This is a genomic window from Arthrobacter sp. 05L428, from assembly GCF_056397665.1.
This window is the reverse complement of record NZ_JBFTNW010000002.1, coordinates 191,678-216,562: the sequence shown is the minus strand read 5'-3', so window position 1 is coordinate 216,562 and position 24,885 is coordinate 191,678. Positions and strand designations below refer to the sequence as shown.

At 69.9% G+C, this 24,885-nt stretch carries 21 protein-coding genes and 3 tRNA genes; 10 read left to right on the top strand and 14 right to left on the bottom strand.

The genetic code is table 11. The annotated features are described in order from the left end of the window. Positions 1 to 347: 347 nt before the first annotated feature. The 3 genes from AC1DH3_RS07365 to AC1DH3_RS07355 form a co-directional block, all read right to left on the bottom strand. Positions 348 to 423, bottom strand: a tRNA-Phe gene (locus AC1DH3_RS07365). 48 nt (positions 424 to 471) lie between these two features. Beyond that, positions 472 to 545: transfer RNA gene (locus AC1DH3_RS07360), tRNA-Asp, on the bottom strand. A 114-nt stretch (positions 546 to 659) separates the two neighbouring features. Beyond that, a tRNA-Glu gene (locus AC1DH3_RS07355) sits at positions 660 to 732 on the bottom strand. Between the two features lie 197 nt (positions 733 to 929). Here AC1DH3_RS07355 and AC1DH3_RS07350 point away from each other — a divergent pair. Further along, positions 930 to 1,973, top strand: a complete 1,044-nt coding sequence (locus AC1DH3_RS07350; protein ID WP_476908948.1) for a PHP domain-containing protein — start codon at positions 930 to 932, stop codon at positions 1,971 to 1,973. Between the two features lie 26 nt (positions 1,974 to 1,999). Here the strand turns inward: AC1DH3_RS07350 and AC1DH3_RS07345 are convergent, their stop codons facing one another. Further along, positions 2,000 to 2,602, bottom strand: a complete 603-nt coding sequence (locus AC1DH3_RS07345; protein WP_476908947.1) for a LysE/ArgO family amino acid transporter — start codon at positions 2,600 to 2,602, stop codon at positions 2,000 to 2,002. Between the two features lie 68 nt (positions 2,603 to 2,670). Here AC1DH3_RS07345 and AC1DH3_RS07340 point away from each other — a divergent pair, with 68 nt between their 5' ends. The 5 genes from AC1DH3_RS07340 (at position 2,671) to AC1DH3_RS07320 (ending at position 7,822) form a co-directional block, all read left to right on the top strand. After that, the gene (locus AC1DH3_RS07340; protein ID WP_476908946.1) at positions 2,671 to 3,552 is read left to right on the top strand and encodes an ArgP/LysG family DNA-binding transcriptional regulator; all 882 of its coding nucleotides are present in this window, start codon (positions 2,671 to 2,673) and stop codon (positions 3,550 to 3,552) included. Positions 3,553 to 3,687: 135 nt separating this feature from the next. Further along, the gene (locus AC1DH3_RS07335) at positions 3,688 to 4,737 is read left to right on the top strand and encodes a DMT family transporter (RefSeq protein ID WP_476908945.1); all 1,050 of its coding nucleotides are present in this window, start codon (positions 3,688 to 3,690) and stop codon (positions 4,735 to 4,737) included. A 10-nt stretch (positions 4,738 to 4,747) separates the two neighbouring features. Further along, positions 4,748 to 5,200: a metallopeptidase family protein gene (locus AC1DH3_RS07330; RefSeq protein ID WP_476908944.1), complete on the top strand. Its 453-nt coding sequence runs from the start codon at positions 4,748 to 4,750 to the stop codon at positions 5,198 to 5,200. 29 nt (positions 5,201 to 5,229) lie between these two features. Then, complete coding sequence (locus AC1DH3_RS07325; protein WP_441417991.1) at positions 5,230 to 6,150, top strand: cation diffusion facilitator family transporter; 921 nt, start codon at positions 5,230 to 5,232, stop codon at positions 6,148 to 6,150. A gap of 241 nt (positions 6,151 to 6,391) precedes the next feature. Next, positions 6,392 to 7,822, top strand: a complete 1,431-nt coding sequence (locus AC1DH3_RS07320) for a C40 family peptidase (RefSeq protein ID WP_476908943.1) — start codon at positions 6,392 to 6,394, stop codon at positions 7,820 to 7,822. Between the two features lie 27 nt (positions 7,823 to 7,849). Here the strand turns inward: AC1DH3_RS07320 and AC1DH3_RS07315 are convergent, their stop codons facing one another. The 5 genes from AC1DH3_RS07315 to AC1DH3_RS07295 all read right to left on the bottom strand — a co-directional run bounded on the left by AC1DH3_RS07315 (position 7,850) and on the right by AC1DH3_RS07295 (position 14,829). Beyond that, the gene (locus tag AC1DH3_RS07315) at positions 7,850 to 8,695 is read right to left on the bottom strand and encodes an ABC transporter permease (protein WP_476909057.1); all 846 of its coding nucleotides are present in this window, start codon (positions 8,693 to 8,695) and stop codon (positions 7,850 to 7,852) included. A 7-nt stretch (positions 8,696 to 8,702) separates the two neighbouring features. Next, complete coding sequence (locus AC1DH3_RS07310; protein WP_441418175.1) at positions 8,703 to 9,641, bottom strand: ABC transporter ATP-binding protein; 939 nt, start codon at positions 9,639 to 9,641, stop codon at positions 8,703 to 8,705. Between the two features lie 83 nt (positions 9,642 to 9,724). Next, positions 9,725 to 10,867 carry a LolA family protein gene (locus tag AC1DH3_RS07305; protein WP_476908942.1) on the bottom strand — a complete coding sequence of 381 codons (1,143 nt, stop codon included), beginning with the start codon at positions 10,865 to 10,867 and terminating at the stop codon, positions 9,725 to 9,727. Between the two features lie 60 nt (positions 10,868 to 10,927). Continuing rightward, entirely contained in the window at positions 10,928 to 13,744 is a 2,817-nt protein-coding gene (locus AC1DH3_RS07300) for a PEP/pyruvate-binding domain-containing protein (RefSeq protein ID WP_476908941.1), read from the bottom strand. 47 nt (positions 13,745 to 13,791) lie between these two features. Further along, complete coding sequence (locus AC1DH3_RS07295; RefSeq protein WP_476908940.1) at positions 13,792 to 14,829, bottom strand: universal stress protein; 1,038 nt, start codon at positions 14,827 to 14,829, stop codon at positions 13,792 to 13,794. A 378-nt stretch (positions 14,830 to 15,207) separates the two neighbouring features. Between AC1DH3_RS07295 and AC1DH3_RS07290 the strand changes: the two genes are divergently transcribed. Then, a complete protein-coding gene (locus tag AC1DH3_RS07290) occupies positions 15,208 to 15,861 on the top strand; it encodes an NAD(P)/FAD-dependent oxidoreductase (protein WP_441418176.1) in 654 nt (217 codons plus the stop codon). Positions 15,862 to 15,882: 21 nt separating this feature from the next. On the opposite strand, the gene AC1DH3_RS07285 is transcribed toward AC1DH3_RS07290, so the two are convergent. Further along, entirely contained in the window at positions 15,883 to 16,560 is a 678-nt protein-coding gene (locus tag AC1DH3_RS07285; RefSeq protein WP_476908939.1) for a copper resistance CopC family protein, read from the bottom strand. Between the two features lie 112 nt (positions 16,561 to 16,672). On the opposite strand from AC1DH3_RS07285, the gene AC1DH3_RS07280 reads away from it, so the two are divergent. Continuing rightward, entirely contained in the window at positions 16,673 to 18,115 is a 1,443-nt protein-coding gene (locus AC1DH3_RS07280) for an NCS2 family permease (protein WP_441417997.1), read from the top strand. A gap of 170 nt (positions 18,116 to 18,285) precedes the next feature. Continuing rightward, complete coding sequence (gene hutG / locus AC1DH3_RS07275; RefSeq protein ID WP_476908938.1) at positions 18,286 to 19,257, top strand: formimidoylglutamase; 972 nt, start codon at positions 18,286 to 18,288, stop codon at positions 19,255 to 19,257. Between the two features lie 35 nt (positions 19,258 to 19,292). Here hutG and AC1DH3_RS07270 read toward each other — a convergent pair whose 3' ends face one another. Then, complete coding sequence (locus tag AC1DH3_RS07270) at positions 19,293 to 20,597, bottom strand: cation:proton antiporter (RefSeq protein ID WP_441417999.1); 1,305 nt, start codon at positions 20,595 to 20,597, stop codon at positions 19,293 to 19,295. Between the two features lie 190 nt (positions 20,598 to 20,787). Here AC1DH3_RS07270 and AC1DH3_RS07265 point away from each other — a divergent pair, with 190 nt between their 5' ends. Further along, positions 20,788 to 21,024 (top strand): hypothetical protein, encoded by a 237-nt coding sequence (locus tag AC1DH3_RS07265; protein ID WP_175322554.1) that lies wholly within the window; start codon positions 20,788 to 20,790, stop codon positions 21,022 to 21,024. A gap of 92 nt (positions 21,025 to 21,116) precedes the next feature. Here AC1DH3_RS07265 and AC1DH3_RS07260 read toward each other — a convergent pair whose 3' ends face one another. From AC1DH3_RS07260 to AC1DH3_RS07250, 3 genes are all read right to left on the bottom strand, one after another. Next, on the bottom strand, positions 21,117 to 21,353 hold the full coding sequence (locus tag AC1DH3_RS07260; RefSeq protein WP_441418001.1) for a hypothetical protein: 237 nt from the start codon (positions 21,351 to 21,353) through the stop codon (positions 21,117 to 21,119). Positions 21,354 to 21,517: 164 nt separating this feature from the next. Continuing rightward, positions 21,518 to 23,110, bottom strand: a complete 1,593-nt coding sequence (gene hutH, locus AC1DH3_RS07255; protein ID WP_476908937.1) for a histidine ammonia-lyase — start codon at positions 23,108 to 23,110, stop codon at positions 21,518 to 21,520. After that, positions 23,107 to 24,810, bottom strand: coding sequence for a urocanate hydratase (locus AC1DH3_RS07250; protein ID WP_441418003.1), 1,704 nt, complete (start codon positions 24,808 to 24,810; stop codon positions 23,107 to 23,109). Before AC1DH3_RS07250 ends, hutH begins: the two co-directional genes overlap by 4 nt. Positions 24,811 to 24,885 lie beyond the last annotated feature (75 nt).

Sequence of the window (24,885 nt, the reverse complement as noted above, 5' to 3'; positions counted from 1 at the left end):
CGGCCGCACCGACGGCGCCGGGCGAGGCGGCCGCAGGCAGCGGGGTTGAAGCGGGCCCCTGCACACGGACACTTCCCAACGGTGTCCGTCTCCTGCAGATCCGAGCTGTCGGCGATCTCCACTGAGCGTCCTCCCCCTCTACGCCATGGGTTCGCTCAATGTCTACCCCCTGCGCCGCGTCCTGTCTATCCGTAGCCTCTGCGTAGTGCCTGCAGGTTCGGACCGAGCTTCCGGGCATCCTCGATTGCTCCAGAGGGGCCGTTTCACGCCGCAATAGGGCCATTACGGAGCGGCGGGTGGGTTAAAGAAGAAAAGCACCAGTTCGTTTATGAACTGATGCTTCCCAGTGGTGGCTCCGACCGGCGTCGATCCGGTGACCTTTCGATTTTCAGTCGAACGCTCTACCAACTGAGCTACAGAGCCTAGGTGACGTGTCACCATGACGGCCGGAATTTCTTCTGGCAATCAGAGCGACCCTGACGGGACTTGAACCCGCGACCTCCGCCGTGACAGGGCGGCGCGCTAACCAACTGCGCTACAGGGCCTTGCTTTTACTGCTTGTTTACTGCTGTTTCTTGCTGCCTGCAGTATCGCTACTGCAATTTTTCAAGGCCTTTAGCCTACCAGACTTTTTCATCCGGCTTGACCAGTTCCTTGCGTACCCCCAACGGGATTCGAACCCGTGCCGCCGCCGTGAAAGGGCGGTGTCCTAGGCCGCTAGACGATGGGGGCCAGGACGCCATCCGGTAAAACCCACTGAAACAAGGGCAAAAATTAAGGGCCGAAGCCTTCCGTTTTTGTTCCCTTCGGGTTCCTCCGAACTGGACCTATAAAACTATAGGGCCAACTTCCGGAATCTCCAAAATCCACTCCACAACCCGGGAATAAGCTCTGGACAGGGCCCATGCGGCTGTGCGGATGATGGTCAGATGGACGCCACCGCTGCCCTCAATGAGATCGCTTTCTGGCTCGAACGCGAACGCGCCACCACCTTCAAGGTCCAGGCGTTCCGCAAGGCGGCCGAACTCATCGGAGGCTTCTCCCCCGGGGAACTGGCCGCACGGACGGCGGACGGCCGGCTGAAACGGATGAAGGGGATCGGCGACCGGACCTTCGAGGTGATTGCGCAGGCGGTCGACGGCGGCGTCCCCGACTACCTCGCGGGCCTGCGGGAACGTGGCGCCGAGCCCCTCGCCGCCGGCGGCCATGAACTGCTGGCGAACCTCCGCGGCGACCTGCACACGCACAGCGACTGGTCCGACGGCGGCTCGCCGATCGAGTCCATGCTGGACGCGGCCCGGATGCTGGGCCGTGAGTATCTGGCCTTGACCGACCACTCCCCCAACCTCAAGATCGCTAACGGCCTCAGCGCCGAACGCCTCACCGAGCAGTTGGAGGTGATCGCGGGGATCGTGGCCGCGCAGGCCCCCGGGGCAGGCGCAGGCCACCCCCCGGTCCGACTGCTCTCCGGCATCGAGGTCGACATCCTGGAGGACGGAGCGCTGGACCAGGCACCGGAACTGCTGGACCGCCTGGACATCGTGTTGGCGAGCGTGCACTCGAAGCTCCGCTCGGACAGCCGGACCATGACCCGGCGGATGCTGGCCGGGATCGAGGATCCGCACACCAGGGTGCTCGGCCACTGCACCGGCCGCTTGTTGAACGGCTCCCGCGGGACGAGGCCGCCCTCGGACTTTGACGCGAGGCGGGTGTTCGCGGCATGCGCGGCGAACGACGTCGCCGTCGAAATCAACGCACGGCCGGAGCGCCAGGACCCCCCGGATGAACTGATCCAGCTCGCGCTCGACGCCGGCTGCCTCTTCAGCATCGACAGCGACGCGCACGCTCCGGGCCAGCTGGACTTCCTGCAATACGGCGCGGAGCGGGCCGCCCGGAACGCCGTCCCTGCGGAGCGGATCATCACCACCTGGCCGGTGGAAAGACTCCTCGAGTGGTCCGGACGCGGAGAGTAGCGGCCGGGGCCAGGCGGGCGCGGCGCTCAAGCAAGCAACAACACAGCAAGCGTAATCATCACGACGGCGATTGCGGCGTCGAGCACCCGCCAGGCCGCCCGGCGCCGGAACAGGGAGGCCAGGAATCGCGCCCCCGCGCCAAGGGCGGTGAACCACGCAATGCTTCCAAGGCCGGCGCCGGCCGCGAACCACCAGCGTCCGGACTCGCCGTGGGCGGCCGCGAGCGACCCGAGCAGCAAGACGGTGTCCAGGTAGACGTGCGGGTTCAGCCAGGTGAAAGCCAGGCAGGTGGCCAGCACGGCCGCCCTGCTGCCCGGGGGCTTATCCCCGGGCAGGTCCAGTTGTTCCCCGCCGATCGCGCGCCGGGCCGCGAGCGCTCCGTAGACGAGCAAAAACGCGGCTCCAGCCCACTTGATCACCACGAGGGCGGCGGGCGCCCGGTCCAAGAGGACGCCGATGCCGGCGACGCCCAGCACGATCAGCACCAGGTCCGAAACGGCACAGACCGCCACCACCAGGGCCACATGGGAGCGCTGGATCCCCTGTCGGAGGACGAAGGCATTTTGCGCGCCGATGGCCACAATGAGCGACAGGCCGGCGGAGAGGCCGGAAAACAGGGGAAGGATCACCCTTCGACGGTAAGCGCCGGGCAAAGATGAAGCCAGCTAATCTTTCTGTTGCCACATAAGATTGGCTAATGATGGACATCTCCCCCGAGCAGGCCCGGACGCTGGCTGCCATCGTCACGCACGGAAGCTTCGACGCCGCAGCCGCCCACCTATCCGTGACCCCCTCGGCCATCAGCCAGCGGATCCGTGCCCTCGAGGCCGCGGTCGGCCGTCCCGTGCTCACCCGGGCCCGGCCGGCGGGACTCACCGAGTCCGGCCAGGCGGTGGTGCGGTTTGCCCGGCAGCTGGAGCTCCTTTCCGCAGACCTTGCCGAGGAGCTGCGGCCGGAGGAACCGCACGGGCGGACGCGCCTGACCCTGGTGATCAACAGCGATTCCCTGCATACCTGGGCGCTGGCCGGACTGGCCGCGGTGGCGGGAAGGGTCCAGCTCGAGATTCTCCGGGAGGACCAGGACTATTCGCTGGAGCTCCTGCGCAGCGGCGCAGCGGCCGCCGCCATCACCACCACGGCCGAGGCGGCGCCCGGCTGCACCTCACGTCGGCTGGGTGTCATGCGCTACCTGCCGGTCTGCACCCCCGGTTTCGCCGCCCGGTGGTTTTCCGGCGGCGCCTCGGCGGCTACCCTCGCCGCCGCCCCGGTCATTGTTTTCGACCGCAAGGATGATTTACAGGACCGATACCTCCGGTCGGTAAGCCGTACGGCACTGAACCCGCCCCGGCATTACATTCCGGCCGCCCACGAGTTCGGCGAAGCCATCCGCTGGGGGATGGGCTGGGGGCTGCTCCCCGAAATCGAAGTATCGGAGGAACTGCAGCGCGGCACGATGACGGCACTGGATCCCGCGGCGCACGTGGATGTTCCACTCCACTGGCAGCAATGGCGGCACGGATCGGCCGCACTTGACGAGGTCGCGGCGGCCATCCAGGCCGCCGCCCGCCCGCTCCGGTGAATCAGGGCCGCTGAATCTGCGCCGGTGCGCCGGGCCGGCCGCGGCGCTGGGCTTGGCTGCATTTTGGCAGTAAACCGACTAGACCTGACCGATTCCCGCCAGCTGCCGGGCCGCCGCACGGGCTAGATTGGCAGCATGGCAACAACAGCCGAGACAGGCTCCCCCTCCCCGGACAGCGCACATCCGGACAATACCCACCCGGACAGCACGCACCCGGACAGCACGCATGAAGCGGCCTCGCATGCCGCCCCACCGGCCGCGGCGCAGGCAACTCTCCGGCCCGGGCAGATCAGCAGGCTCGGAATCGCCGCCGTCGTCGTCACCGTGGTGCTCTGGGCGTCGGCCTTCGTGGGCATCCGCGCGGTCGGCCCCAGCTTCTCCCCCGGACCGCTGACCCTGGGACGGCTTGCCGTGGCCGCCGTCGTGCTGGGTCTCGTGGTACTGCCGCAGTTCCGCAAGACCGCCGTGCTGCCCCGTGGCCGTGAGTGGTGGCCCATCCTGGCCTACGGCGTGATGTGGTTCGGCGGCTACAACGTTGCCCTGAACGCCGCCGAACACATGCTCGACGCCGGCACCGCCGCCCTGCTGATCAACGTCAACCCCATCCTCGTCGCAGTGATGGCCGGGATCATCCTGAAGGAAGGCTTCCCGCGCTGGCTGATCATCGGCAGCCTGGTGGCCTTCGGCGGCGTGGCAGTGATTGCCCTCGGTTCCGGCCAGCGCTCGACGGCGGACGTTGCCGGCGTGCTGCTCTGCCTGCTCGCGGCCGCCCTCGCGGCGGTGAGCGTGATCGTGCAGAAGCCGGTGCTCCGGAAGTTCCCCGCGGCCCAGGCCACCTGGTTCGGCATCATGGTAGGCGCCGTGTGCTGCCTGCCCTTTAGCGGCCAGCTCGTCGCTGAACTGCAGGCGGCGCCGCTGCCCGCAACGCTGGGGCTGGTGTACCTGGGCGTCTTTCCCACTGCGATCGCGTTCACCACCTGGGCCTATGCGCTCTCGCTGATCGACGCCGGACGGCTTGCCGCCACCACCTACCTGGTGCCCGGGACCACCATCCTGATCTCCTGGCTGGTGCTGGGCGAGATCCCCACCATCTGGGGCCTCGTGGGCGGCGTGATCTGCCTCGCCGGCGTCGCGCTGACCCGGCGCCGTTCCCGGCCGCTGCGGAGCGCACCGGCCAGGGCATAGAGTTCCGGGTATGCCCGCATCGCTCCCTCCCGGCCTGCCGATCGTGCCCAGCGGGAACGACGACGCAGGCCACAACCACGACCGCCACCACGGACCGTTCCCGATGTCCGAGGACGAATTCGAAGCCGCGGTGGGCGACGCCCTGGACCGGATCCCGCCGGAATTGGCGAAGACCATGAACAACGTGGCGGTCTTCATCGAGGACGACTACACCCCCCAACCGGACGAGGACCCGGACACGGTTCTGCTGGGCCTCTACGAGGGCGTGCCGCTGACCGAGCGGGATTCCTGGTGGGACGCCGGTTCGCTGCCGGACCGGATCACCATCTACCGCCAGCCGATCCTGGACATCTGTGCCTCCCGCGAGGACGTGGTCGAGGAAGTGACGGTCACCGTGGTCCATGAGATCGCACACCACTTCGGCATCAGCGACGAGCGGCTGCACGATCTCGGCTGGGGCTAGCCGCCTCCGGTGGGACTAGCCTTGGAATCATGGGACACGACCACAGCCACTCACACGGGATCACGGCCACCGGGAAGCACCGCAAACGCCTGATCGCCGTGCTGGGCATCACCCTGTCCGTGGTCCTGATCCAGGTCGTGGGCGCCCTCGTTTCCGGTTCGCTGGCCCTGCTCGCCGACGCCGGGCACATGCTCTCCGACGCCGCCGGCGTCTTCATCGCGCTGCTGGCGGCCTGGATTGCCGCGCGGCCGGCGAGCGATGCGCGGACCTACGGCTACCAGCGGGCGGAGGTCCTGGCCGCGCTGGCCAACGCGCTGGTCCTGATCGTCATTTCCGTGGTCATCTTCACCGAGGCCATCCGGCGCCTTGGCTCGGCTCCCGAGGTCCACACCGACGTTATGCTGTTCGCCGCCGTCCTGGGCGCGGTCGCCAACCTGGTCTCGCTGATGATCCTCCGCGGCGCACAGAAGGAAAGCCTCAACGTCCGCGGAGCGTACCTGGAAGTCCTGGGCGACCTGTTGGGCTCCTTCGCCGTCATAGTCGCGGCCATCGTCATCATGGTCACCGGCTACCAAGCCGCTGACACCATCGCCTCGATCCTGATCGCGCTGATGATCCTGCCCCGGGCGTGGCACCTGCTCCGGGACGTCGTGGACGTGCTCCTCGAAGCCACTCCCAAGGGCGTGGACGTCCAGATGATCCGCGAACACATCCTGGCCGTCGACGGCGTGGTGTCCGTCCACGACATCCACATCTGGACGATCACCTCAGGGGTGCCGGTCTTCTCTGCCCACGTGGTCGTGGAGGACGCTGCGCTGGGCGCCCGCGGCGCCGACAGGGTGCTGGACAAACTGGTCACCTGCCTTGGCTCGCACTTCGACACCGAACATTGCACCTTCCAGCTCGAACCGGCCACCCATGCGGAACACGAAGCGCACCAGCACGCCTGACCGGCCGGCGCAGCGGTGTACGGGTACATCTGCCCGCCCCGGCACCCGCTGCAATGCTCGACACGCCCCTGCGAATGTGCCCAAATGACATTGTTGTTGTTTATGTTATTGATGTGACTCTTGTTGCCAAAGTGGTATTTGGCACGTAGCCTCTTCCCTGCTGGGCGATCCGCAGAGGGGCTTTTTCACGCGCCAATTTCAGACCTCGCTCGCGCCAGCCTGACTGCAACGAGGTTTTTCCATGAGTTGGACCGGACCCGGCGGCAGGGCCGCCGCCCTGTGCACCGCCGTCGTACTGCTCGGAACGTTGGCGATCCCCGCCCAGGCCGCCCCGGCCGCCACGAAGTCGGTCCCCGGCCTGAGGATGCCGGCCGCGCCGGACCTCCCGACGCCCGCGGACATCGCCGCGGCGAAGGCCAGCGAAAGCGCGACGGCGGATCAGGTCAACCGGATCGACCGGATCCTGGCCGACGCTTCCGCGGCCAAGGAGGCCGGCCTGGCCACCTCGCTCGCCGCCAACAACGCCTACATCGATGCCCTGGTGGAACTCCAGATCCGGCGGGATGCCGCCGAGCTGGCGGAAGCCAAGGCCGCCGCCGCCGAGTCTGAGCAGAAAAAGGCGCGCAAACTGATTGGCCAACTCGCCGGTGATCTCTACCGCAATGGCGGGATGACGCCGGCGCTCGGCAACCTGGTCGGGGGGAACGGCGAGGCGCTGCAACAGGCAGCCACGCTGGAGGCGGTGGCCGCCAGCCGCACCCGCGCCTTCCAATCAGCAGAGACCGCCGCTGCCGCCGCCCGGTCGTCGAAAGATGCCGCCGCCGAGGCCGACCGCGCCGCCGATGATGCTGCCCGCACCGCGGAGTCCCGCAAGGCCGACGCCGAACGCGCCGACGCGGACCGGCAGAAAGCAGTGTCAGAGGCCGCGGCGCAGCGGACGGTCCTGGTCGGCCAACTCGCCACCCTTCGCAACACCACCGTGGCGCTCGAATCAGCGCGGGTGGATGCACTCGACCGGCAGCGCCAGCAGGCACGGCTCGCGGCCCTGACACGGGAGGCGGCGCCCACCGGACAGCCTGCCCGGGCAGCGCAGCCGGCACCGGCCACCCCGGGCCGGCCGTCCGGCACGACGCCCAGGCCGCCCGCACCGCCGGCCTCAGCCGCGCCGCGGCCGGCGCCGACCGTCCCGGCGCCACGGGATCCCGCGCCCGTCCCGCCGTCCCCGGCTCCTCCGCGGGCCCCCGCGCCGGCCCCGCCGCCTCCGGCCCCGGTGGCCCCGGTCCCGGCCCCGGCCCCCGGCGGTTCCAACCAGACAGCGCTGTCCTCGGCCATGGGCAAGGTGGGCGCGCCCTACTTCTACCAATACGGCGGAACGGGCGCCTACGGCTTTGACTGTTCCGGTCTGGTCCAGAACGCGTTCGCCGCGGCCGGCAAGAGCCTGCCCCGCACCGCCGCCGAGCAGTTTGCGCAGGCGCCGGTGAAGGTGCCGCTTGCCGCAGCGCAGCCTGGGGATCTGCTGGTCTGGGGCTCGGCCCCGGGGTTCTACCACGTGGCCATCTACCTTGGCGGGGGCCGTGTAGTGCAGGCGCTGAACCCGGAGAGCGGGATCACCGTGACGGACCTCGCGTCCATGGCCGGGATGCAGCTCTACCCCTACGCCGCCCGGTACTGATGCCCGGAACGGCGTCGCCCGGATGCCCTAGGAGAGCACGTCCTTCGTAGTGAACCGGGCGTAGGCGAGGGCGCCGAAGACGGCCAGATAGCCGCCCTGCAGCAGGGCATTGGCGGCGAACGAGTCCCAGACGATGGGCTGGCGCAGTAAGTCGGCGAAGTCGAGCCAGCGGTGGGTAAAGAGCCACGGGTGCAGCCACTCCAGTTGGGGCAGCGCATCGGCGACCTGGGAGACGACGGCGAACACCACCGTTGCCGCCATCGCGCCGACGGGCACGTCCGTGAGGGTGGACATGAACAGGCCGATGGCGGACAGCCCCACGAGGGACACGGCCAGATAGGCGGCGATCAGCAGCAGCCGCCCCAACGCCTCGGCGGCGCCGATCGAGTCCCCTGACAGCAGGGTCACGGGACCCACCGGGAAGAGCGCGGCGCCGATGCCTGCCCCGACCAGGGCCACCGTGAACGGGGCCGCGACGGCGAACACGACCGCGCCCGCGAACTTGACCACCAGCAGCCTTCCCCGCCCGGCCGGGGCCGCCAGCAGGTACCGCAGGGTTCCCAGTCCTGCCTCGCCCGCCACGGTGTCCCCGGCGACCACCCCGATCGTGAGCGGGAGGAACAAGGGGACGGCGACCAGCATGGCCGTGACGCCGGCGAACAACCCGTTCTGGCTGATCCGGTCCAGGAACGCGGGCCCGCGCCCGGGCGGCACCGCCGAGGAGAGCCGCACGGCCACGGCGATCAGCACCGGAATGGCGGCCAGGGCGAGCAACATGGCCCAGGTCCGGCGGCGCCGGAACAGGACCCCCAGCTCGGAGCCGAGCAGCCGGAGGGTCGGGGCCGTGGCAGGGCCCGCTGCCCCGCCCTGCACCGTCGAATCACTGGGCAACGTCGAACCCCTCCCCTGTCAGCTCGACGAAGCGGTCCTCGAGGCTGCCCTGTTCCACGGTGAAGCCGCGGACCCGGACGTCGGCCGCTACGAGGGCCGCCACCAGCTGTTCGGGCGTGGGGGCGCCTCCGGCGGGGCCGGAAGGCAGCGGCGCATAGAGCACCTCGCCCGCGGCTGCGGATCCCCCGCCGTCGGGCTGTCCGCTGCCAGAACCACCGCCGTCGGGGGTCAATCCCAGGCCGGCCATCACCCTGGCCGCGGCGCCGGGGTCGGGCGTCAGCAGCCGGACCCTGGACTGCCCGGCCTGCCGCAACCCCGCCAGCGGGCCCTGGGCCACAAGGCGTCCGGCACTCATGATGGCCGCGTGCGTGCAGATCTGTTCCACCTCGGCGAGCAGGTGGCTGGAGACGAACACCGTGGCGCCGTCCGCGGCCAGGGACCGCACCAGGTGCCGCACCTCGCGCGTGCCCTGCGGGTCCAGGCCGTTGGTCGGCTCATCCAGCACCAGGAGCTCCCGGGGTGCCAGCAGGGCATTGGCGATCCCCAGCCGCTGCTTCATGCCCAGCGAATAGGCCCGGACTTTCTTGTCCGCGGCGTGCGCCAGGCCCACCCGTTCCAGCGCGGTGCGCACCCGCGCGCGCCGCGTCCCGGCCTGGGCCTCCGGATCGGCGGCGTCGAAGCGCAGCAGGTTCGCGGCTCCCGAGAGGAAGGGGTAGAAGGCCGGCCCCTCGACCAGGGCGCCCACCCGCGGCAGCACGGTGCGCAGTTGCCGCGGCATCTCCTCGCCCAGGACGCGGACCGAGCCGCTCGACGCAGCTGCGAGGCCCAGCATGATCCGGATGGTGGTGGTCTTGCCGGAGCCGTTGGGGCCCAGGAAACCGAAGACCGAGCCCCGGGGTACGGCCAGGTCGACGCCGTCGACCGCCATTTGCCGGCCGAAGCGCTTACTCAAGCCCCGAGTCTCGATGCTCAGTCCGGCGGACGGCAGTTCGGGTAACGGCGCGACGGCGGTCACCGGGCGGCAGCCGCGGCCTGGAGCCGTTCCAGCGGGACCGACCCGGCGAAGACGCGGCCGTCGTCGAGGATCAGCACGTTCAGCAGGGCGGTCGAAAGGAGCCTGCCGCCGGCCACGGGCACCGTCGCCTGGGCCAGCAGCGACGCCGCGCTCCCGGGGCCGTCCTGCTGCTCCGGCGCTCCCTTGGCCGGTGCTGCCTTGGTCAGGGAGCCAGCCGGCAGTTCGACGACGGATTCCCAGCCGGTTCCGCTGACTTTGACCTTGTCCTTCGACGCCGTGCCGGGGGCCTTTGTGGCTGTGCCCGGGGCCTTCGTGGCAGTGCCGCGCTTTTCCTTGGCGCCGGTCGCTTTGTGGTCCGGGACCGGGAGCTCCTTGACGGTGGCACCCGGCGGCGGGCTGAACTGGAAGATCGCGGCGTCCGGCGCCTGCAGCGAAAGTTTGGTGAACGCGACGCTGAACGCCGGATCGGACTGGCCGCGGGCCTTCACTTCAACGCCGAGCGGCATTCCGCTCTGGCCGTCCACCGAAATCGAGACGGAGGCCAGCAGCGTGGCCGTGGACCTGGGGGTGAGCACCAGCTGGTAGGCGGGGCGGCCGGCGACCTCAACATCCGTCCCGACGCTCACATTGCTGCTCCGGTCGAGGGCGGCGAGCAGCTTGGCGGCCAGGCGGTCCGGGGTCGGCACGGATTCCTGTCCGGACGGGTGACGGCCGCCGGCCGGGAGGACCGCGTGCGCGGCGGTGTTGTCCTTGGAGTTGTAGAACCAGAGCTGGTCGCCGTGCCGGATGACGTCACGTTCGGCGAGCCGGTCCAGCACTTGGATGCGGGCGTTGTCCGCCCCGTCGCGGTAGACCCGGGCCGTGTGCGGTCCCGTCAGCAGCTCCAGCCAGGCGGTGTCACCGGACGCGGTTCCCGGGCCGGTTTTGGGAAGGTCCGGCAGGCCCAGGTCCGAGGTCTGTTCCAGGGTTCCGGAGAAGGACGGGTCGCGGTGCTGGGCGATCAGCTCCAGCACCTGCTCGGGTGATTTGGCGGGCAGCGGGTCCCCCGCGCTGGCCGGCAGGGATCCCGCCAGCACCCCGGCGGCGATCACGGCGGGAACGGTTGCGGCTGGCAGCCAGCGCAACCAGGTACGGGTCATTGCGACCGCGCTCCATCTTGGCAGCTCATGTTTCAACATTACGCCCGGATGCGGCCGGCATCACCGTGTCCCGGCAGATTCCTCCGGGGCAACGCCCGCCGCTGGCCCGCCGCCGTTCCGCGGCCTGTCCGGAACGACGGTGCCGGCGGCGCCGTCGACCGTGACGGCCTGCCCGGTGACGATCAGCGAGGTGGCGTCCGGGACCCCGACGATTGCGGGAATCCCGTACTCCCGGGCGACGACGGCGCCGTGCGAGTTGGGGCCGCCCATTTCCATCACGAGGCCGCCGGCAGTCAGGAACAGCGGCGTCCAGCCCGGATCCGTGGAGGGTGCCACGAGGATCTCGCCGGGCTCCAGCCGCGCCCCCTGCGGCTCAAGGATGACGCGGGCGCTGCCGGTGACGGTGCCGGCCGATGCGGGCGTGCCGGTCAGCACTCCGGGGGTTCCTGCCCCCGCCCCGGCGGCGCCGTCCTGCAGCGCCTCCGGTTCCGTCCCGTCCGAGAGCAGCACCCGCGGAATGTGGCGGCGGCCCAGTTCGCGGGCATAGGCTGCGCGGCGTTCCGCGACGAGGTGCTGCAGCTGGCTCCCGGCGAGGCCGTTACGGACCTCGATCAGGTCCAGGAAGAAGACGTCGTCCGCGTCCGTCAGACGTCCGGACGCCACCAGCTCCGTCCCGATGGCCTGGAGCTGTCCCCGCACCGCGGCCATCGCCTCGACGATGTGGTACTTCGGCATTTCGCGCAGCCCGGCGAACATCCGGGTGCGCTTCAGTGCCGCCCGCACCAGCGCCGCCCGCAGCCTGCCCCGCTCCCCCGCGGCGGCGACCAGTCGCTCCACCTGGGCCTCGGCGTCGCGCGCCGCCTTGCTGAACTGCCGGTCCGGGGCCTGGCCCGGATCCTCCAACCGCAGGTAGTTGGCCAGGACGCCGAGGAGGTGGGTCGGATCGTCGGACCAGCGGGGCATCCCGAGGTCAATTTCCGCCACCGCCCGGTGACCGTAGCGGCCCAGGAAGCCGGCAATCCCGGATTGCACGACGGCGGGCAGTGTCCGGTCGCGGTAGCGGCGGACGAGGTCCGGCACCACGGCATCATCGAAGCCTGCGCCGTCGAAGACGGCGGCTGCGCCGGCGTCGGCCCGGATGGCCGAGGCGAGCCGCCAGAGGGCCAGGTCCATTTCGGTGGTGACGTTGTTGGGCAGCCCCCGCAGGACCGGTTGCAGCGCACCTGGGCCGCCGGCAGATCCAAGCAGCCTGCCGGCGGCCGCGAGCAGGGCAAAGCCCAGGGCCGGCAACGGGAGGATGTTGGGCACCACCGGGAAGAGCTCCCGGCCCAGGATGCGCTCCACGTGGTCCAGCCGCTGCACCGCGGTGGACCCGGCGGGGACCACCAGGGCGGCCCGGAAGCGTTCGCCGAACTGTTCCGCCCGGCGCAGCGCGGCCTTGGGCCTGAACAGGGCACGAAGCAGCGACCCGGGCACCCTGGCCCGCGCCGCCACGGGGCCGATGTGCCGCAGCAGCCGCCACGGGGATCTGCTGGTGACGGAAAACCGGGGGTCCCCGAACAGCTCCCGCAGCACTGCCGCGGAGCGGGCTTCCATCACGTCGAAGACCCGGGGCACGATGGCCCGCCCGACGGTGCTGCGCACCACCGGGGTCAGGTCGAAGAAGAGCCGCTGCCCGGCCTGGACATACGGCGTCGGCCCGTCGTGCGGTGCGGGAACCTCGAAATGCGCCGCCCGCGCCACGGACGAGGCGATCAGCCGGAAGCCTGCCAGCCCCATCGGGGTCAGTGGCCGGGTCAGGCCCTGGGCCAGGCTGAAGCAAAGGTAGACGCGGGTTCCATCGCGGACCGGCGCCCGCTCCGGCCGCTCCGGCAGGGGGTAGAGCGTGGTGATGGGGCGCGACTGCGTCAGCCATGCCGCTCCGCCGCTGTCGATCGCCCATTCGAGGTCTTGCGGCGCCCCGAAGTGCACCTCCGCGCGGCGGCCGAGCAGCTCCAGGCCCAGGAGCTGGACGTCGTCGACACAGGGCTGCGGGCCCGCGCCGGACCGGGCGGTCCGCTCGGTCCGCTCGGTTCCGCCGCCCGGCACCGGCCGGATCACCACCGCTTTGCTCCCGATCCGGCGCTCGAGAATTCTCCGGGTGCCGCTGTCAATGACGAAGTGGTCCGGGTTGACCGCCCCGGACACCACCGCCTCGCCGAGGCCCGGGCTGGCATCGATGACCGCCTCGTGCCGCCTGCCGGTGACCGGATTGGCGGTGAACAGGACGCCGGCCACGGCTGCGTCCACCATCCGCTGGACCACAACGGCGAGCGACACGGCCGCCGGACTGATCCCCTGGATGGCGCGGTAGCTCACGGCGCGGTCGGTCCAAAGCGAGGCCCAGCACTGCCGGACGGCGGAAAGGACCGCGTCGGCGCCCACGACGTTCAGGAAGGTGTCCTGCTGTCCGGCGAAGCTGGCGAACGGCAGGTCCTCGGCGGTAGCGGACGAGCGGACCGCCACCGGGGTGTCCGGTCCCAGCGCCGCGTAGGCGGCCCGGACGGCCTCGGCAATGTCGGCCGGGATGTCCACGGCCAGGACCAGGCGGCGGGCGGTGGCGGCCAGTCCGGCGAGTCCGGGAAGGTCCCCCGGTGCGGCCGCGGCCAACCCGGCGTAGACGGTGTCGAGCCCTGCACCCGAGGTGGCGCGCCGGTAGGCCTGTGTGGTCAGGCAGAAGCCGGCCGGCACCGGGAGCCGTGCGTGCAGCAGTTCGCCGAGGTTGGCGGCCTTGCCGCCGACGGCGTTTAGCAGCTCCGCGCCGACCAGCTCCAAGCCGAGCACCAGCCCCGGGCCCGGCTCATGCCGGGGCGCGTTTGGAACGGGTAACTGCTCCACCTGCCGGCCCTCCCTTCACTGGGGAAGCGCGTGCTCCCGGGTCCGGGCTACGAGTCGCCGAGCATCGGTCCGAAGCTGGGCCGGTCGGCCAGCCGCGGGTCATCCCGGTCCGGAACCACCATGACGGGGCCCTTCGCGTGGTGCAGGATGCCGTCCGAGGTGGATCCCAGCAGCATCCCGGCGAAGCCGCCGCGGCCGCGGGTACCCACCACCACGAGTTCCACGTGCCGGCTCGCCTCAACGAGGATGTCGATCGGCGACCCGTCGACGAGCTGGGTTTCGACGTCGAGCCGGGGGAAGTGGCTCTTAATCCAGGCCACGCCGGCGTCGAGCTGGACCCGGATATCGGCAAAGAGGGCCTCGCGGTCCATCGGGGCCGGAACCCAGGCAAGCGAGCCGCTGTACTGCGGAACGGCGCAGACCAGGCGCAGCGGCGCGGAGAGGCGTTCAGCCTGGGCGGCCGCTTCGAGGACCGCCACCCGGGCCTGCTCGGAGCCGTCCACGCCCACCACCACGACGTTTTCCACCGGCTGGTGGCCTGACTTTTCCCGTTCGGCCCGGACGTGTTTGTCCTGCGTGGTTTCGCCCAGCCGGTCGCCGCAGATCAGCGGCACCGTGACCGTGGGGCATTTGGCGTGGGCGGGAAGAGCGCTGCTGACCGAACCGAGGAGCCGGCCCACGAAGCCGCCCCGGCCGCGGGTTCCGAAAACCAGCAGCTCGGCGGTTTCCGTCATTTCCAGCAGGACACCGGAGGCGTCGCCATTCTCCACCGAAGCATCGACGTCGATGGAGTACCCGGCGACCTTGTCCAGCGCCTGCTTCAGGATGGCCTCCGCGCCCTCGCGGATTACCGAATCGTCCACCGTCGCGTACCCGCCGTCCAGCCCGGACGCGGCAAAAACCGGCACCGAGTAGGCGGTCACGATGTGCAGCGGACGGTGCCGGCGCTCGGCTTCCCGGGCCGCCCACACCAGGGCGCAGTGGCTGTGGTCCGAGCCGTCCACACCGACCACTATGCCCCGAGGAGCGGAGCCGTGGCCGGCGGCGTCCCCCGCCGGATCCGGATGCACCTGTTCTCGGGCCATGGGGTCCGCCTCCTCGCGTTACGTGGCTGTGTTGCGGCTATTCTGCCAGAAGAGTCAGGCCGCGGCTTCCACCCGGGACGCAGGCAAGGTTTACCCAGTGTTTACACGGCCTCCGTGGCCCCGGAAACCCGCGGATCATTGGTTAATGCGTCTGCCGGAACCCGGACAAACCGGCGAAAACCCGCACAAATACAATGTCGGGCCGGCCCTGTTCACAGCCCGCAATCTTGGGTATCCTCTGAGGCATTGCTGAACCGAGACTCGTCTTTCAGATCGCAGCCTCCCCTGTGGAGTGCGTCGGGACGGATCGCCGGAAAAGCGTTCCGGGCATGGGCCCGGAATCCGCATCATTCGAGGAGGGACCCCGCAGTGTCGAGCATGCCTGTGTACGGCGGAATCGAACGGACCAGCACTGTGGTCATCGGCACGGGCCTGTCCGGCCTGGCGGTCGCCAGCGAGCTGCAGCGCCGGGGGGTTGAAGCCATCGTGGTGGACGGCCTGGATCTGCTCGGGGCCGGGAACCCGGCCAACACTTCCTCGCTGCAGCGCTGCGACGCGGCGGACGCAGCCACCCTCCGGGAGCGCAACGAGATCCTGCGCCACCTGCGGAACTACGCCGCCAGCCACCACCTCGATGTCCGTAACAACGTCCGCGCGCTGCAACTGGACCACCTTGACGCGGATGGCCCGGCGGACGCCAGCCTGGACTTCCAAGGAACCGGGCAGCCGGCACAGCAGTGGGCCGTCAGCACCCCCAACGGAATCCTGTACGCCGACCATCTGGTCCTCACCCGCTGTGCGCACAGCCAACTGCGCCGCATGCTCGCTGAGCTGGGGGTTGCCGCGGGCCAGAACCTCATGGCGGCCATGCACGCACTCGGCATGTACCTCGTCGGCGTGGGCGAGCTGATTACCCCCACGCCGAAGGAAGTCCTGCGCCAGGCCAAGCTGGTGGGCCAGGCGATTTCCGCCAAAGTCCATCCGGAAGGCATGCCCGCGCTGCTGTCCGCGGGGCTGGCGCTGCCGGCCTAGGAGCCGTCTTCGGCCTCCAGCCTAGCTCCGGGGTCCCCCGGTGGATTCTTCCGGGTTGGTGGCTGTGTCGGCGTCTGTCTCGGCGTCGCCGTAGCCGTCTTCGTCGTCGCCGCCATTAAGCCGCCGCTTTGCCATCAGGCCCAGGGCCACCAGGATGCCGACCGCCACCGCCACGAAGATGACGATGCTCCACGGAAAGGGCTGCGAGGCGTCCGGCGCCGGCGAGGGCGCGATGGTCGTTCCCGGCTGGGCGGTACCCAGCGTCGGGACCGTGCCCGGCGCAGGTGCGCTGCCGGCCGCCGTCGCGCCTGCCGCCGCGGTAAAGGTGAAGGTGCCCTCTATCGGGTGGCCGTCCGAACTGGCCACCCGCCACTGCACCGTGTAGAGCCCGGCCGGCGCGCCCGCCTTGAGCTTTTGCGAGGCCACGTTGTCCACGATGTCCACACCGCCATCGGCCCAGTTGCTGCCGGTGGCGTCGCTGACCTTGATCTGTGTGCCGAGGGCGAGCGGATGATTGCTGAGCGTGATCGCAACCGCTGCCGGCGGGGTGGGCACCGTCGCGCCGGCGGCGGGGCTGGTCGACTCCACGGCGTCGTGGGCCGACGCCGGACCGGCAGCCAGGAGGGCTGAGCCCAGCAGGACCGTGGCCGCCACGATCAGGCCCAGCAGGGCGCCCGGAAGTTGTCGGATGAAACGCATGGCTGGCCTGCTCCTTGTGTTGGCTTCCTTACAGACTAGGCGAGTTTGGCGGGTGGGCGCCGTCACGCCTAATAGGATTTAGCTAACACCCCTTTTCCCTCCCGGAGGACCAATGCTTAAGCAGGGCTCTGCACTCGACCGGTATTTCAAGATTTCCGAGCGGGGGTCGAACTTCTCGCGCGAGATCCGTGGCGGGTTCGCCACGTTCTTCGCCATGAGCTACATCGTGGTGCTGAACCCGCTGATCCTTTCCGGCCCGGATTCGTCCGGCGGAACGCTCGGCTTCCCGGCCGTCGCCGCCGTGACCGCCCTCGTGGCTGGCATCCTGACCATCCTGATGGGAGCCTGGGCCAAGCATCCCTTCGCGCTGGCAACCGGCCTCGGCGTCAACGCCTTCGTGGCCGTCACCGTCGCCACCAACCCGGGCCTGACCTGGCCGGACATGATGGGCCTGGTGGTCCTCTCCGGCGTCACCATGCTGATCCTGGTGCTCACCGGTTTCCGGACCGCCGTGTTCCGGGCGGTCCCGGAAGGGCTGAAGACGGCGATCGTCGTCGGCATCGGCCTCTTCATCGCCCTGATCGGCCTGGTCAACGCCGGCTTCGTCCGCCGCATCCCGGACGTCGCGGGCACCACGGTCCCCGTCGGCCTCGGCTTCGACGGCAAGCTGCTGGGCTGGCCCACGCTGGTGTTCGTGATCGGCCTGGTCCTGACCATCGCCCTCGTGGTTCGCAAGGTCAAGGGCGCGATCCTGATCGGCATCATCACCTCCACAATCCTGTCCGTGATCCTGGAATTCACCCTGCACATCGGGCCCAGCTTCGACGGCAAGAACTTCAACCCGCAGGGCTGGTCCCTCGTGGCGCCCAAGTTCACCGAATGGGCCGCCCCGGACCTGTCCCTGATCGGCAAGGCCAACCCGTTCGGCGCCTTCGAGCACCTCGGCTTCGTGGCCGCGACCCTGCTGGCGTTCGTGATCCTGCTGAGCATCTTCTTCGACGCCATGGGCACGATGGTTGGCCTGGCCACCGAGGCCGGCACCATCGACAAGGACGGCAACATCCCCAACGTGGACCGCGTGCTGCAGATTGACGCCCTGGGCGCAATCGTGGGCGGCGGCGCGTCCGTCTCCTCCAACCAGATCTACGTCGAATCGGGCGCAGGCATCGGCGAAGGCGCCCGCACGGGCCTGGCCTCGATCGTCACCGGCCTGCTGTTCCTCGTTGCCATGTTCTTCACCCCGCTGATTAACCTGGTGCCGTTCGAAGCCGTGGCTCCGGCGCTCGTCGTCGTCGGCTTCATGATGGTCTCCCAGGTCGGCAAGATCGACTGGCAGGACTGGGGCATCGCGATTCCCGCGTTCCTGACCTTCACGCTGATGCCGTTCACCTACTCGATAGCCAACGGCCTCGGCGCCGGGTTCATCTCCTTCGTGCTGATCCGCCTGGTCCAGGGCCGCGCCCGCGAGGTGCACCCGCTGATGTGGGCCGTGGCCGCCGCGTTCCTGCTGTTCTTCGGGATCGGCCCGATCGAGGCCGCGCTCGGTATCCACTAAGGATCCCGGCCCGTCTCCCATCCGCCGAGATGGCATTTCGCGGCAGTGTTTTCGTGGAACATTGCCGTGAAATGTCATCTCGGCGCCGTTTAAGCAGGGTTTCCGGGATTTCGGACACTCCGACGGCGGCGCTGCTGGTTTTCCGGCCCGGGCTGCGGTGAGCTAGGGACATGCCTTCTTCCGCCCGCACCGCCGACGTCCCGCCGCAGCCTTGGACCGGACGGTTTGACGGCGACGGCGCCGACCACCGCCGCTGGTGGCAGGCCGTGACGCCCTACACTGCCCACCCGCTCGGGAACCGGCAGCCGGCCGCGTCCGCCGGCGCGCGGCCTGCTGTCATCCTCGGCTTCGGCAGCGACGCCGGAGTGCGGCGCAACAAGGGCCGGGTCGGAGCGGCGGCCGCGCCGGCCGCCATCCGCGCCGCCCTCGGCCCGCTGGCCTTCCATTTGGACCGGGAAGTGCACGACGCCGGCGACGTCACCGTCACCGGGGACGCGCTGGAGGCCGGGCAGGCACGGGCCGGGCTCGCCATCACCGGCCTGCTCGACGCCGGTGCCCTGCCGGTGGTCCTCGGCGGCGGCCACGAGACCGCCTTCGCCAGCTACCTGGGCGTGACCGGCTCCGCCGCGGTCCGGGAGGGGCTGAAGGTGGGCGTGCTGAACCTGGATGCGCACTTCGACCTGCGCGACGAGCCGGTGCCCAGTTCCGGCACCCCGTTCCTGCAGATGGCCCGGGCGGAAGCCGCCGCGGGACGCGAACTAAAGTACGCCGTCGTCGGGATTTCTGAACCGAACAACACCAAGGCGCTGTTCCGGACCGCCGCGGAGCTGGGCGTGGACTACCTGCTGGACGAGGACTGTTCCGCGGACGCCGCGCAGGCTTTCGTGGCCGCGTTCCTGGCCCAGGTGGACGCGCTGTACCTGACCATCGACCTGGACGTGCTGCCGGCGTCGGTGGCGCCCGGGGTGAGCGCCCCGGCGGCCTACGGCGTCCCGCTGCCGGTGATCAGCGCAGTCTGCCGGCAGGTGGCCGCGAGCGGGAAACTGCTGCACCTTGATGTCGCGGAGCTGAACACGGACTTCGACATCGACGGCCGCACCGCCAGGGTCGCCGCGCGGCTGATCAACACACTGCTGCGGTAGCTGGCCGGCGGCGCGGCACGGCTCGCCGGGGGCGCTCAGATGGCGGTGCGCGGCGCCTGGCCCTCGTCGCCGTGCTGCTCCACCGCGCGGCGCTCACGCAGCCGGTCCAGCCGGTTCATCACCGGCGCCGTCGTCGCGCCGTGCAGCACGATCGACATGGCCACGACCAGTCCCACGAACGCCCAGAGTTCCTGCGCCTGGGCGCTGAAGTTGCCGCGGCCGAGGGCGTAGCCGAGGTAGTACAGCGAGCCGATGCCGCGGATGCCGAAGAAGGAGATGGCGATGCGTTCCCGCGGGCCGGTCTTGCCCCGGGCCAGCCCGAGCCAGCCCGCCAGCGGTCGGACCAGGAGCAGGAACGCCAACGCCACCAGCACCTCGGCCCAGCCGATCCCGGCCAGCAGGCCGCGTGCGATCGCCCCGCCCAGCAGCACCAGGATGACCACGGTCATGAGCCGTTCCAGCTGCTCCACGTACGAGTGCATCACCCGGTGGAAGCCGTGCGTGCGCTCGGCGGCCCGGATGGTGACAGCGCAGACGAACACTGCGACGAAGCCGTAACCCTCGACCATTTGCGTGACGCCGTAGGCAAGGAAAGTCGCCGCGAGGGCCACAAAGCCCTCGGAGTGGTTGGAGAGCCGGACGCTCTCATGCCGGGCCGTGAAGAAAAGCCGCCCCAGCAGCTTGCCCGTCGCGAGTCCCAGCAGCACGCCGATGCCGATCCGCCAGAGCACGTCCACGGCCAGCCAGTGACCCAGCCAGCCCGACGGCGAGGCGCCCACGAAGCTGATGGCGATGGCCAGGTAGACGAAGGGGAACGCCAGCCCGTCGTTCAGGCCCGCTTCGGAGGTGAGGCCGAAGCGGATCTCGTCCTCGCGCTCGGTCTCGCCTTCCTCGTCCGCGGGCTCCCCCACCTGCACCTCGGAGGCCAGGACCGGGTCGGTCGGGGCCAGGGCGGCCGCGACCAGGAGCGCGGCCCCAAGGCCGAGCCCCAGGAACCACATTCCCAGCAGGGTCAGGCCGATGATACACAGCGGCATGGCCAGGCCCAGCATCCGCCAGGTCGTGGACCACCGCCGGCGACCGACGGGCCGGTCCAGCGCCAGTCCGGCGCCCATCAGCGAGATGATGACGCAGACTTCGGTCAGGTGGGTGAAGAACTCCCCGTGCTGCAGGGGGTCGGGGTTCGGCAGGGCCGGCATCAGCGTGAACGCCAGCATCCCTGCCCCGAGGAAAACCATCGGCATCGACAGGGGCGCGTTGCGCAACAGCTTGGGCAGCACCGCCGCGATGAAGACGGCGATTCCGGCCGCAAAAAAGACAATACTGGGAGCTTCGAACATGTGCACGCCCTCCTGCCACAACCGGGGTGCAGGCCCGGAATGGGTCGGGGCGCCGTTCCAACAGAACGGCGCCCCTCGCCTAAAAAGATATACCGCCACCTGCACACTATCGGCTCCGGACCGGGACGCCACGCCGGACAGACTAGAATAGCGGGTGGCCAACCGGCCAGATTCTAGGAAAGACCAGTCAATGAACACACACACCATGCGGACCCAGGCCTCTGACGCCACGTCCATCAAGCTCTCGTTTGCCAGCGCGCAGGAGGTCCACCACGGCCTCGAAAACGCCGTCAACACCTTGATCGCCTCGGCCGTCCAGGACCGCCGCTGCGGGATCCGGGTTACCCGCCACGAGCCGGGCGCCTACACCGTGGCGCTGGACGACACCGTGCCCTTCGGTGAGACCCACGAGGACGTCGCGGCCTAGTCAGCGCGGGCCGGAACAGGCCAAGGGCCGGTGAGGGATGCACCCCTCACCGGCCCTTCTTTGTGCTTGATTCTGCGCCGCGGCGCCGGCGCCTAGCTGCGCCGCACCTGCACACCGTCGGACTTCAGGAACAGCTGCGCCTCCGAGGGTGTACCCGGCACCAGCCAGAGCACATTTCCGCTGGACGACACTTCTTCGACTTCCCCGGCTGCCAGCAGCTGTGCGTGCTTGAGGATTTCCACCTGGTCCCCCGCCTTGAGGCTCCTCCAGTCGGAGACCGTGGCGGCGAACGCCGTGCGCCTGGACATGACCGTCCCGCGTGATTTCATGAACTTCTACCCCTTTGTAGGTTCGTTTTTTACTTTTCCGCCACAACGTCTTTGGTGTGGGCTACATCATATTCTTACTACATTTGCTGCGCCCCCGGCGGCCGTGTTGCCGAACATTTCGGGGGCTCCGGGAAATGCCCGGCCGGCTCGTATTTTCTTTGCCGTCAGGCCAGATTTCCGACGGCGGATTCGGCGGCGGCGCGCACCTTGCCTGAGGCCACGAGCAGGTCGGCTGCCTCCAGCTCAGGTGAGAGGAACCGGTCGGTTCCGGGCCCCTCGACGACGTCGCGCAGCACCGCGATCACCGCGGCCCCTGCCGGGCCCGGCGTGAGTTCGCCGCCGGAGAGCTGGGTGCGGATGTCCAGGGCCCGGGCGGAGGTCACCAGCTCGATCGCCAGGACGCGGCGCAGGTTCTCCACCGCGCGGCGCAGCTTGCGGGCCGCGTGCCAGCCCATCGAGACATGGTCTTCCTGCATGGCCGAGCTCGGGATCGAATCCACCGACGCCGGAACGGCCAGCCGCTTGTTGTCCGAGACCAGCCCGGCCTGGGTGTACTGCGCAATCATCAGGCCGGAGTCGACGCCGGGATCCGCGGCGAGGAAGGCCGGCAGCCCGTGCGAGCGGGCCGGGTCCAGCATCCGGTCGGTCCGGCGCTCGGCGATGGAGCTCATGTCCGCGACGGCGATCGCGAGGAAGTCCAGCACGTAGGCCACCGGGGCGCCGTGGAAATTGCCGTTGGAGCTGACCCGGCCGTCCGGCAGGACCACGGGGTTGTCGATCGCGGCGGCGAGTTCGCGCGAAGCGACCAGCGCAGCGTGGTCGACGGTGTCGCGGACGGCGCCGGCCACCTGGGGGGCGCAGCGCAGCGAGTAGGCGTCCTGGACCTTGGTGTCGTTGACCCGGTGCGAGGCCACGATCGGGGAGTCGGACAGCACCCGCAGCATGTTGTCCGCGGAAGCGGCCTGGCCCGGGTGCGGCCGGAGCGCGGCGTGCAGCTCCGGCAGAAACACCTGGTCCGTGCCGAGCAGCGCCTCGACGCTGAGCGCGGCGGTGATGTCCGCCGTCGTGAGCAGCTGGCGGATGTCCGCGATGGCCATCAGCAGCATGCCCAGCATGCCCTCGGTGCCGTTGACGAGCGCCAGGCCTTCCTTCTCGGCGAGGGTGACGGGTTCAATGCCGTGCGCGGCGAGGAGCTCGGCGACGGGGCGTCCGCCCTTGCCGCCGAACAGTTCGCCGTCCGGGCCCACCGCTTCGCCCTCGCCCATCAGGACCAGGGCGCAGTGCGAGAGCGGCGCGAGGTCGCCCGAGCAGCCCAGCGAACCGAATTCGCGGACCACCGGCGTGATGCCGGCGTTGAGCACGTCCACCATGGTCTGCAGCACCACGGGGCGGACGCCGGTGCGGCCGGAAGCGAGAGTCTTGGCGCGCAGGAACATGATGCCGCGGACCACCTCGCGTTCCACGGCCGAGCCCATGCCGGCGGCGTGGCTGCGGATCAGCGACTTCTGCAGCTGGGTGCGCAGCCCGCCCGGGATGTGCCGGTTGGCCAGGGCGCCGAAGCCGGTGGAGATGCCGTAGGCCGGCGTCTCGCTGTGCGCGAGGTCGTCGATGTGGGCGCGGACCTTGGCGACGGCGTCGAGGGCGTCCTGGGAGATGGTCACGTGGACGCCGTGGCGGGCGACGGCGACGACGTCCTCGGGGGTGACGCCGCTGGAGCCGAGGGTGACGGTGAGCGGTGAGTGGGTCGTAAGGGTCACTTTGTGGTTCCTTCGTTCATGGGGATGCGGACGCCGCGTTCCTTGGCGACCTCGACGGCGCGCTCGTAGCCGGCGTCGGCGTGGCGGATGACACCCATGCCGGGGTCGTTGGTGAGCAGGCGCTCAAGCTTCTGCGCGGCGAGCTCGGTGCCGTCGGCGACGGAGACCTGGCCGGCGTGGATGGAGCGGCCGATGCCCACGCCGCCGCCGTGGTGGATGGACACCCAGGTGGCGCCGGACGCGGTGTTGAGCAGGGCGTTGAGCAGCGGCCAGTCGGCGATCGCATCGGAGCCGTCCGCCATTGCTTCGGTTTCGCGGTACGGGGAGGCGACGGAGCCGGAGTCGAGGTGGTCCCGGCCGATCACGATGGGCGCCTTGACCTTGCCCTCCTTGACCAGCTGGTTGAACAGCAGGCCGGCCTTGGCCCGCTCGCCGTAGCCCAGCCAGCAGATGCGGGCCGGCAGGCCTTCGAATTCGACGCGCTCCTGCGCGGCGTCGATCCAGCGGTGCAGGTGCTTGTTCTCCGGGAAGAGCTCCTTGATGGCCTTGTCCGTCACCGCGATGTCCTCGGGGTCGCCGGACAGGGCAACCCAGCGGAACGGGCCCAGGCCCTCGCAGAAGAGCGGGCGGATGTAGGCCGGGACGAAGCCGGGGAATTCAAAAGCGCGGTTGTAGCCGCCCTTGCGGGCCTCGTCGCGGATGGAGTTGCCGTAGTCGAAGACCTCGGCGCCGGCGTCCTGGAATTCGACCATGGCCTGGACGTGCTTGGCCATCGAGGCCTGCGCCTTCTTGGTGAAGCCTTCCGGGTCGGCGGCGGCCTCGCGGTGCCACTCCTCCACCGTGATGCCCTCGGGCAGGTAGCTCAGCGGGTCGTGCGCGGAGGTCTGGTCCGTGACGATGTCCACGGTGAGCTCGCCGGCGTTGTGGCGGCGCAGGATCTCGGGGAAGACGGTGGCGGCGTTGCCGACGTAGCCCACCGACCAGCCGCGGCGCTCCTCCTTGGCTTTGAGCACTTTGGCGATGGCGGTGTCGAGGTCGGTTTCCACCTCGTCGAGGTAGCGCTTGCCGGCCCGGCGGCGCAGGTGGCTCTCGTCGACGTCGACGATCAGGCAGGCGCCCTCGTTGAGGGTGACGGCGAGCGGCTGCGCGCCGCCCATCCCGCCGCAGCCACCGGTGAGCGTCAGGGTGCCGGCGAGGGTGCCGTTTTCGTCCCCGGTGAGCTTGCGGGCGATCGCTGCAAAGGTCTCGAAGGTGCCCTGCAGGATGCCCTGGGTGCCGATGTAGATCCAGGACCCGGCGGTCATCTGGCCGTACATCATCAGGCCCTCGGCCTCGAGCCGGCGGAATTCGGGCCAGTTGGCCCAGTCGCCGACGAGGTTGGAGTTGGCCAGCAGCACGCGCGGAGCCCACTCGTTGGTGCGGAAGACGCCGACCGGCTTGCCGGACTGGACCAGGAGGGTTTCGTCCTTTTCCATGGTTTCCAGGGTGCGGGTGATCGCGTCGAACGCCGCCCAGGACCGGACCGCGCGGCCGGTGCCGCCGTAGACCACGAGGTCATCCGGGCGCTCGGCCACCTCGGGGTCCAGGTTGTTCATCAGCATGCGCAGCGGGGCTTCGGTCTGCCAGCTCTTGGCGGTGAGCTCGGTGCCGCGGGCTGCTTTGACCGGGCGGGCACCGGTGGTGAAATCGGCGGGTGCCATGGGGGCTCCTTCGTTGTTTCGGGTGGTTCCTGGGAGAGGTTCTGTATCAACTAAAGCCTGTCCGGAGCCCCGGAA

Coding starts and splice junctions, on each gene's coding strand:
- AC1DH3_RS07350 (WP_476908948.1), top strand. CDS start 930: ATGGACGCCACCGCTGCCCTCAATGAGATCGCTTTCTGGCTCGAACGC.
- AC1DH3_RS07340 (WP_476908946.1), top strand. CDS start 2,671: ATGATGGACATCTCCCCCGAGCAGGCCCGGACGCTGGCTGCCATCGTC.
- AC1DH3_RS07335 (WP_476908945.1), top strand. CDS start 3,688: ATGGCAACAACAGCCGAGACAGGCTCCCCCTCCCCGGACAGCGCACAT.
- AC1DH3_RS07330 (WP_476908944.1), top strand. CDS start 4,748: ATGCCCGCATCGCTCCCTCCCGGCCTGCCGATCGTGCCCAGCGGGAAC.
- AC1DH3_RS07325 (WP_441417991.1), top strand. CDS start 5,230: ATGGGACACGACCACAGCCACTCACACGGGATCACGGCCACCGGGAAG.
- AC1DH3_RS07320 (WP_476908943.1), top strand. CDS start 6,392: ATGAGTTGGACCGGACCCGGCGGCAGGGCCGCCGCCCTGTGCACCGCC.
- AC1DH3_RS07310 (WP_441418175.1), bottom strand. CDS start 9,641: ATGGCGGTCGACGGCGTCGACCTGGCCGTACCCCGGGGCTCGGTCTTC.
- AC1DH3_RS07305 (WP_476908942.1), bottom strand. CDS start 10,867: ATGACCCGTACCTGGTTGCGCTGGCTGCCAGCCGCAACCGTTCCCGCC.
- AC1DH3_RS07295 (WP_476908940.1), bottom strand. CDS start 14,829: ATGGCCCGAGAACAGGTGCATCCGGATCCGGCGGGGGACGCCGCCGGC.
- AC1DH3_RS07290 (WP_441418176.1), top strand. CDS start 15,208: ATGCCTGTGTACGGCGGAATCGAACGGACCAGCACTGTGGTCATCGGC.
- AC1DH3_RS07285 (WP_476908939.1), bottom strand. CDS start 16,560: ATGCGTTTCATCCGACAACTTCCGGGCGCCCTGCTGGGCCTGATCGTG.
- AC1DH3_RS07280 (WP_441417997.1), top strand. CDS start 16,673: ATGCTTAAGCAGGGCTCTGCACTCGACCGGTATTTCAAGATTTCCGAG.
- hutG (WP_476908938.1), top strand. CDS start 18,286: ATGCCTTCTTCCGCCCGCACCGCCGACGTCCCGCCGCAGCCTTGGACC.
- AC1DH3_RS07270 (WP_441417999.1), bottom strand. CDS start 20,597: ATGTTCGAAGCTCCCAGTATTGTCTTTTTTGCGGCCGGAATCGCCGTC.
- AC1DH3_RS07265 (WP_175322554.1), top strand. CDS start 20,788: ATGAACACACACACCATGCGGACCCAGGCCTCTGACGCCACGTCCATC.
- AC1DH3_RS07260 (WP_441418001.1), bottom strand. CDS start 21,353: ATGAAATCACGCGGGACGGTCATGTCCAGGCGCACGGCGTTCGCCGCC.
- AC1DH3_RS07250 (WP_441418003.1), bottom strand. CDS start 24,810: ATGGCACCCGCCGATTTCACCACCGGTGCCCGCCCGGTCAAAGCAGCC.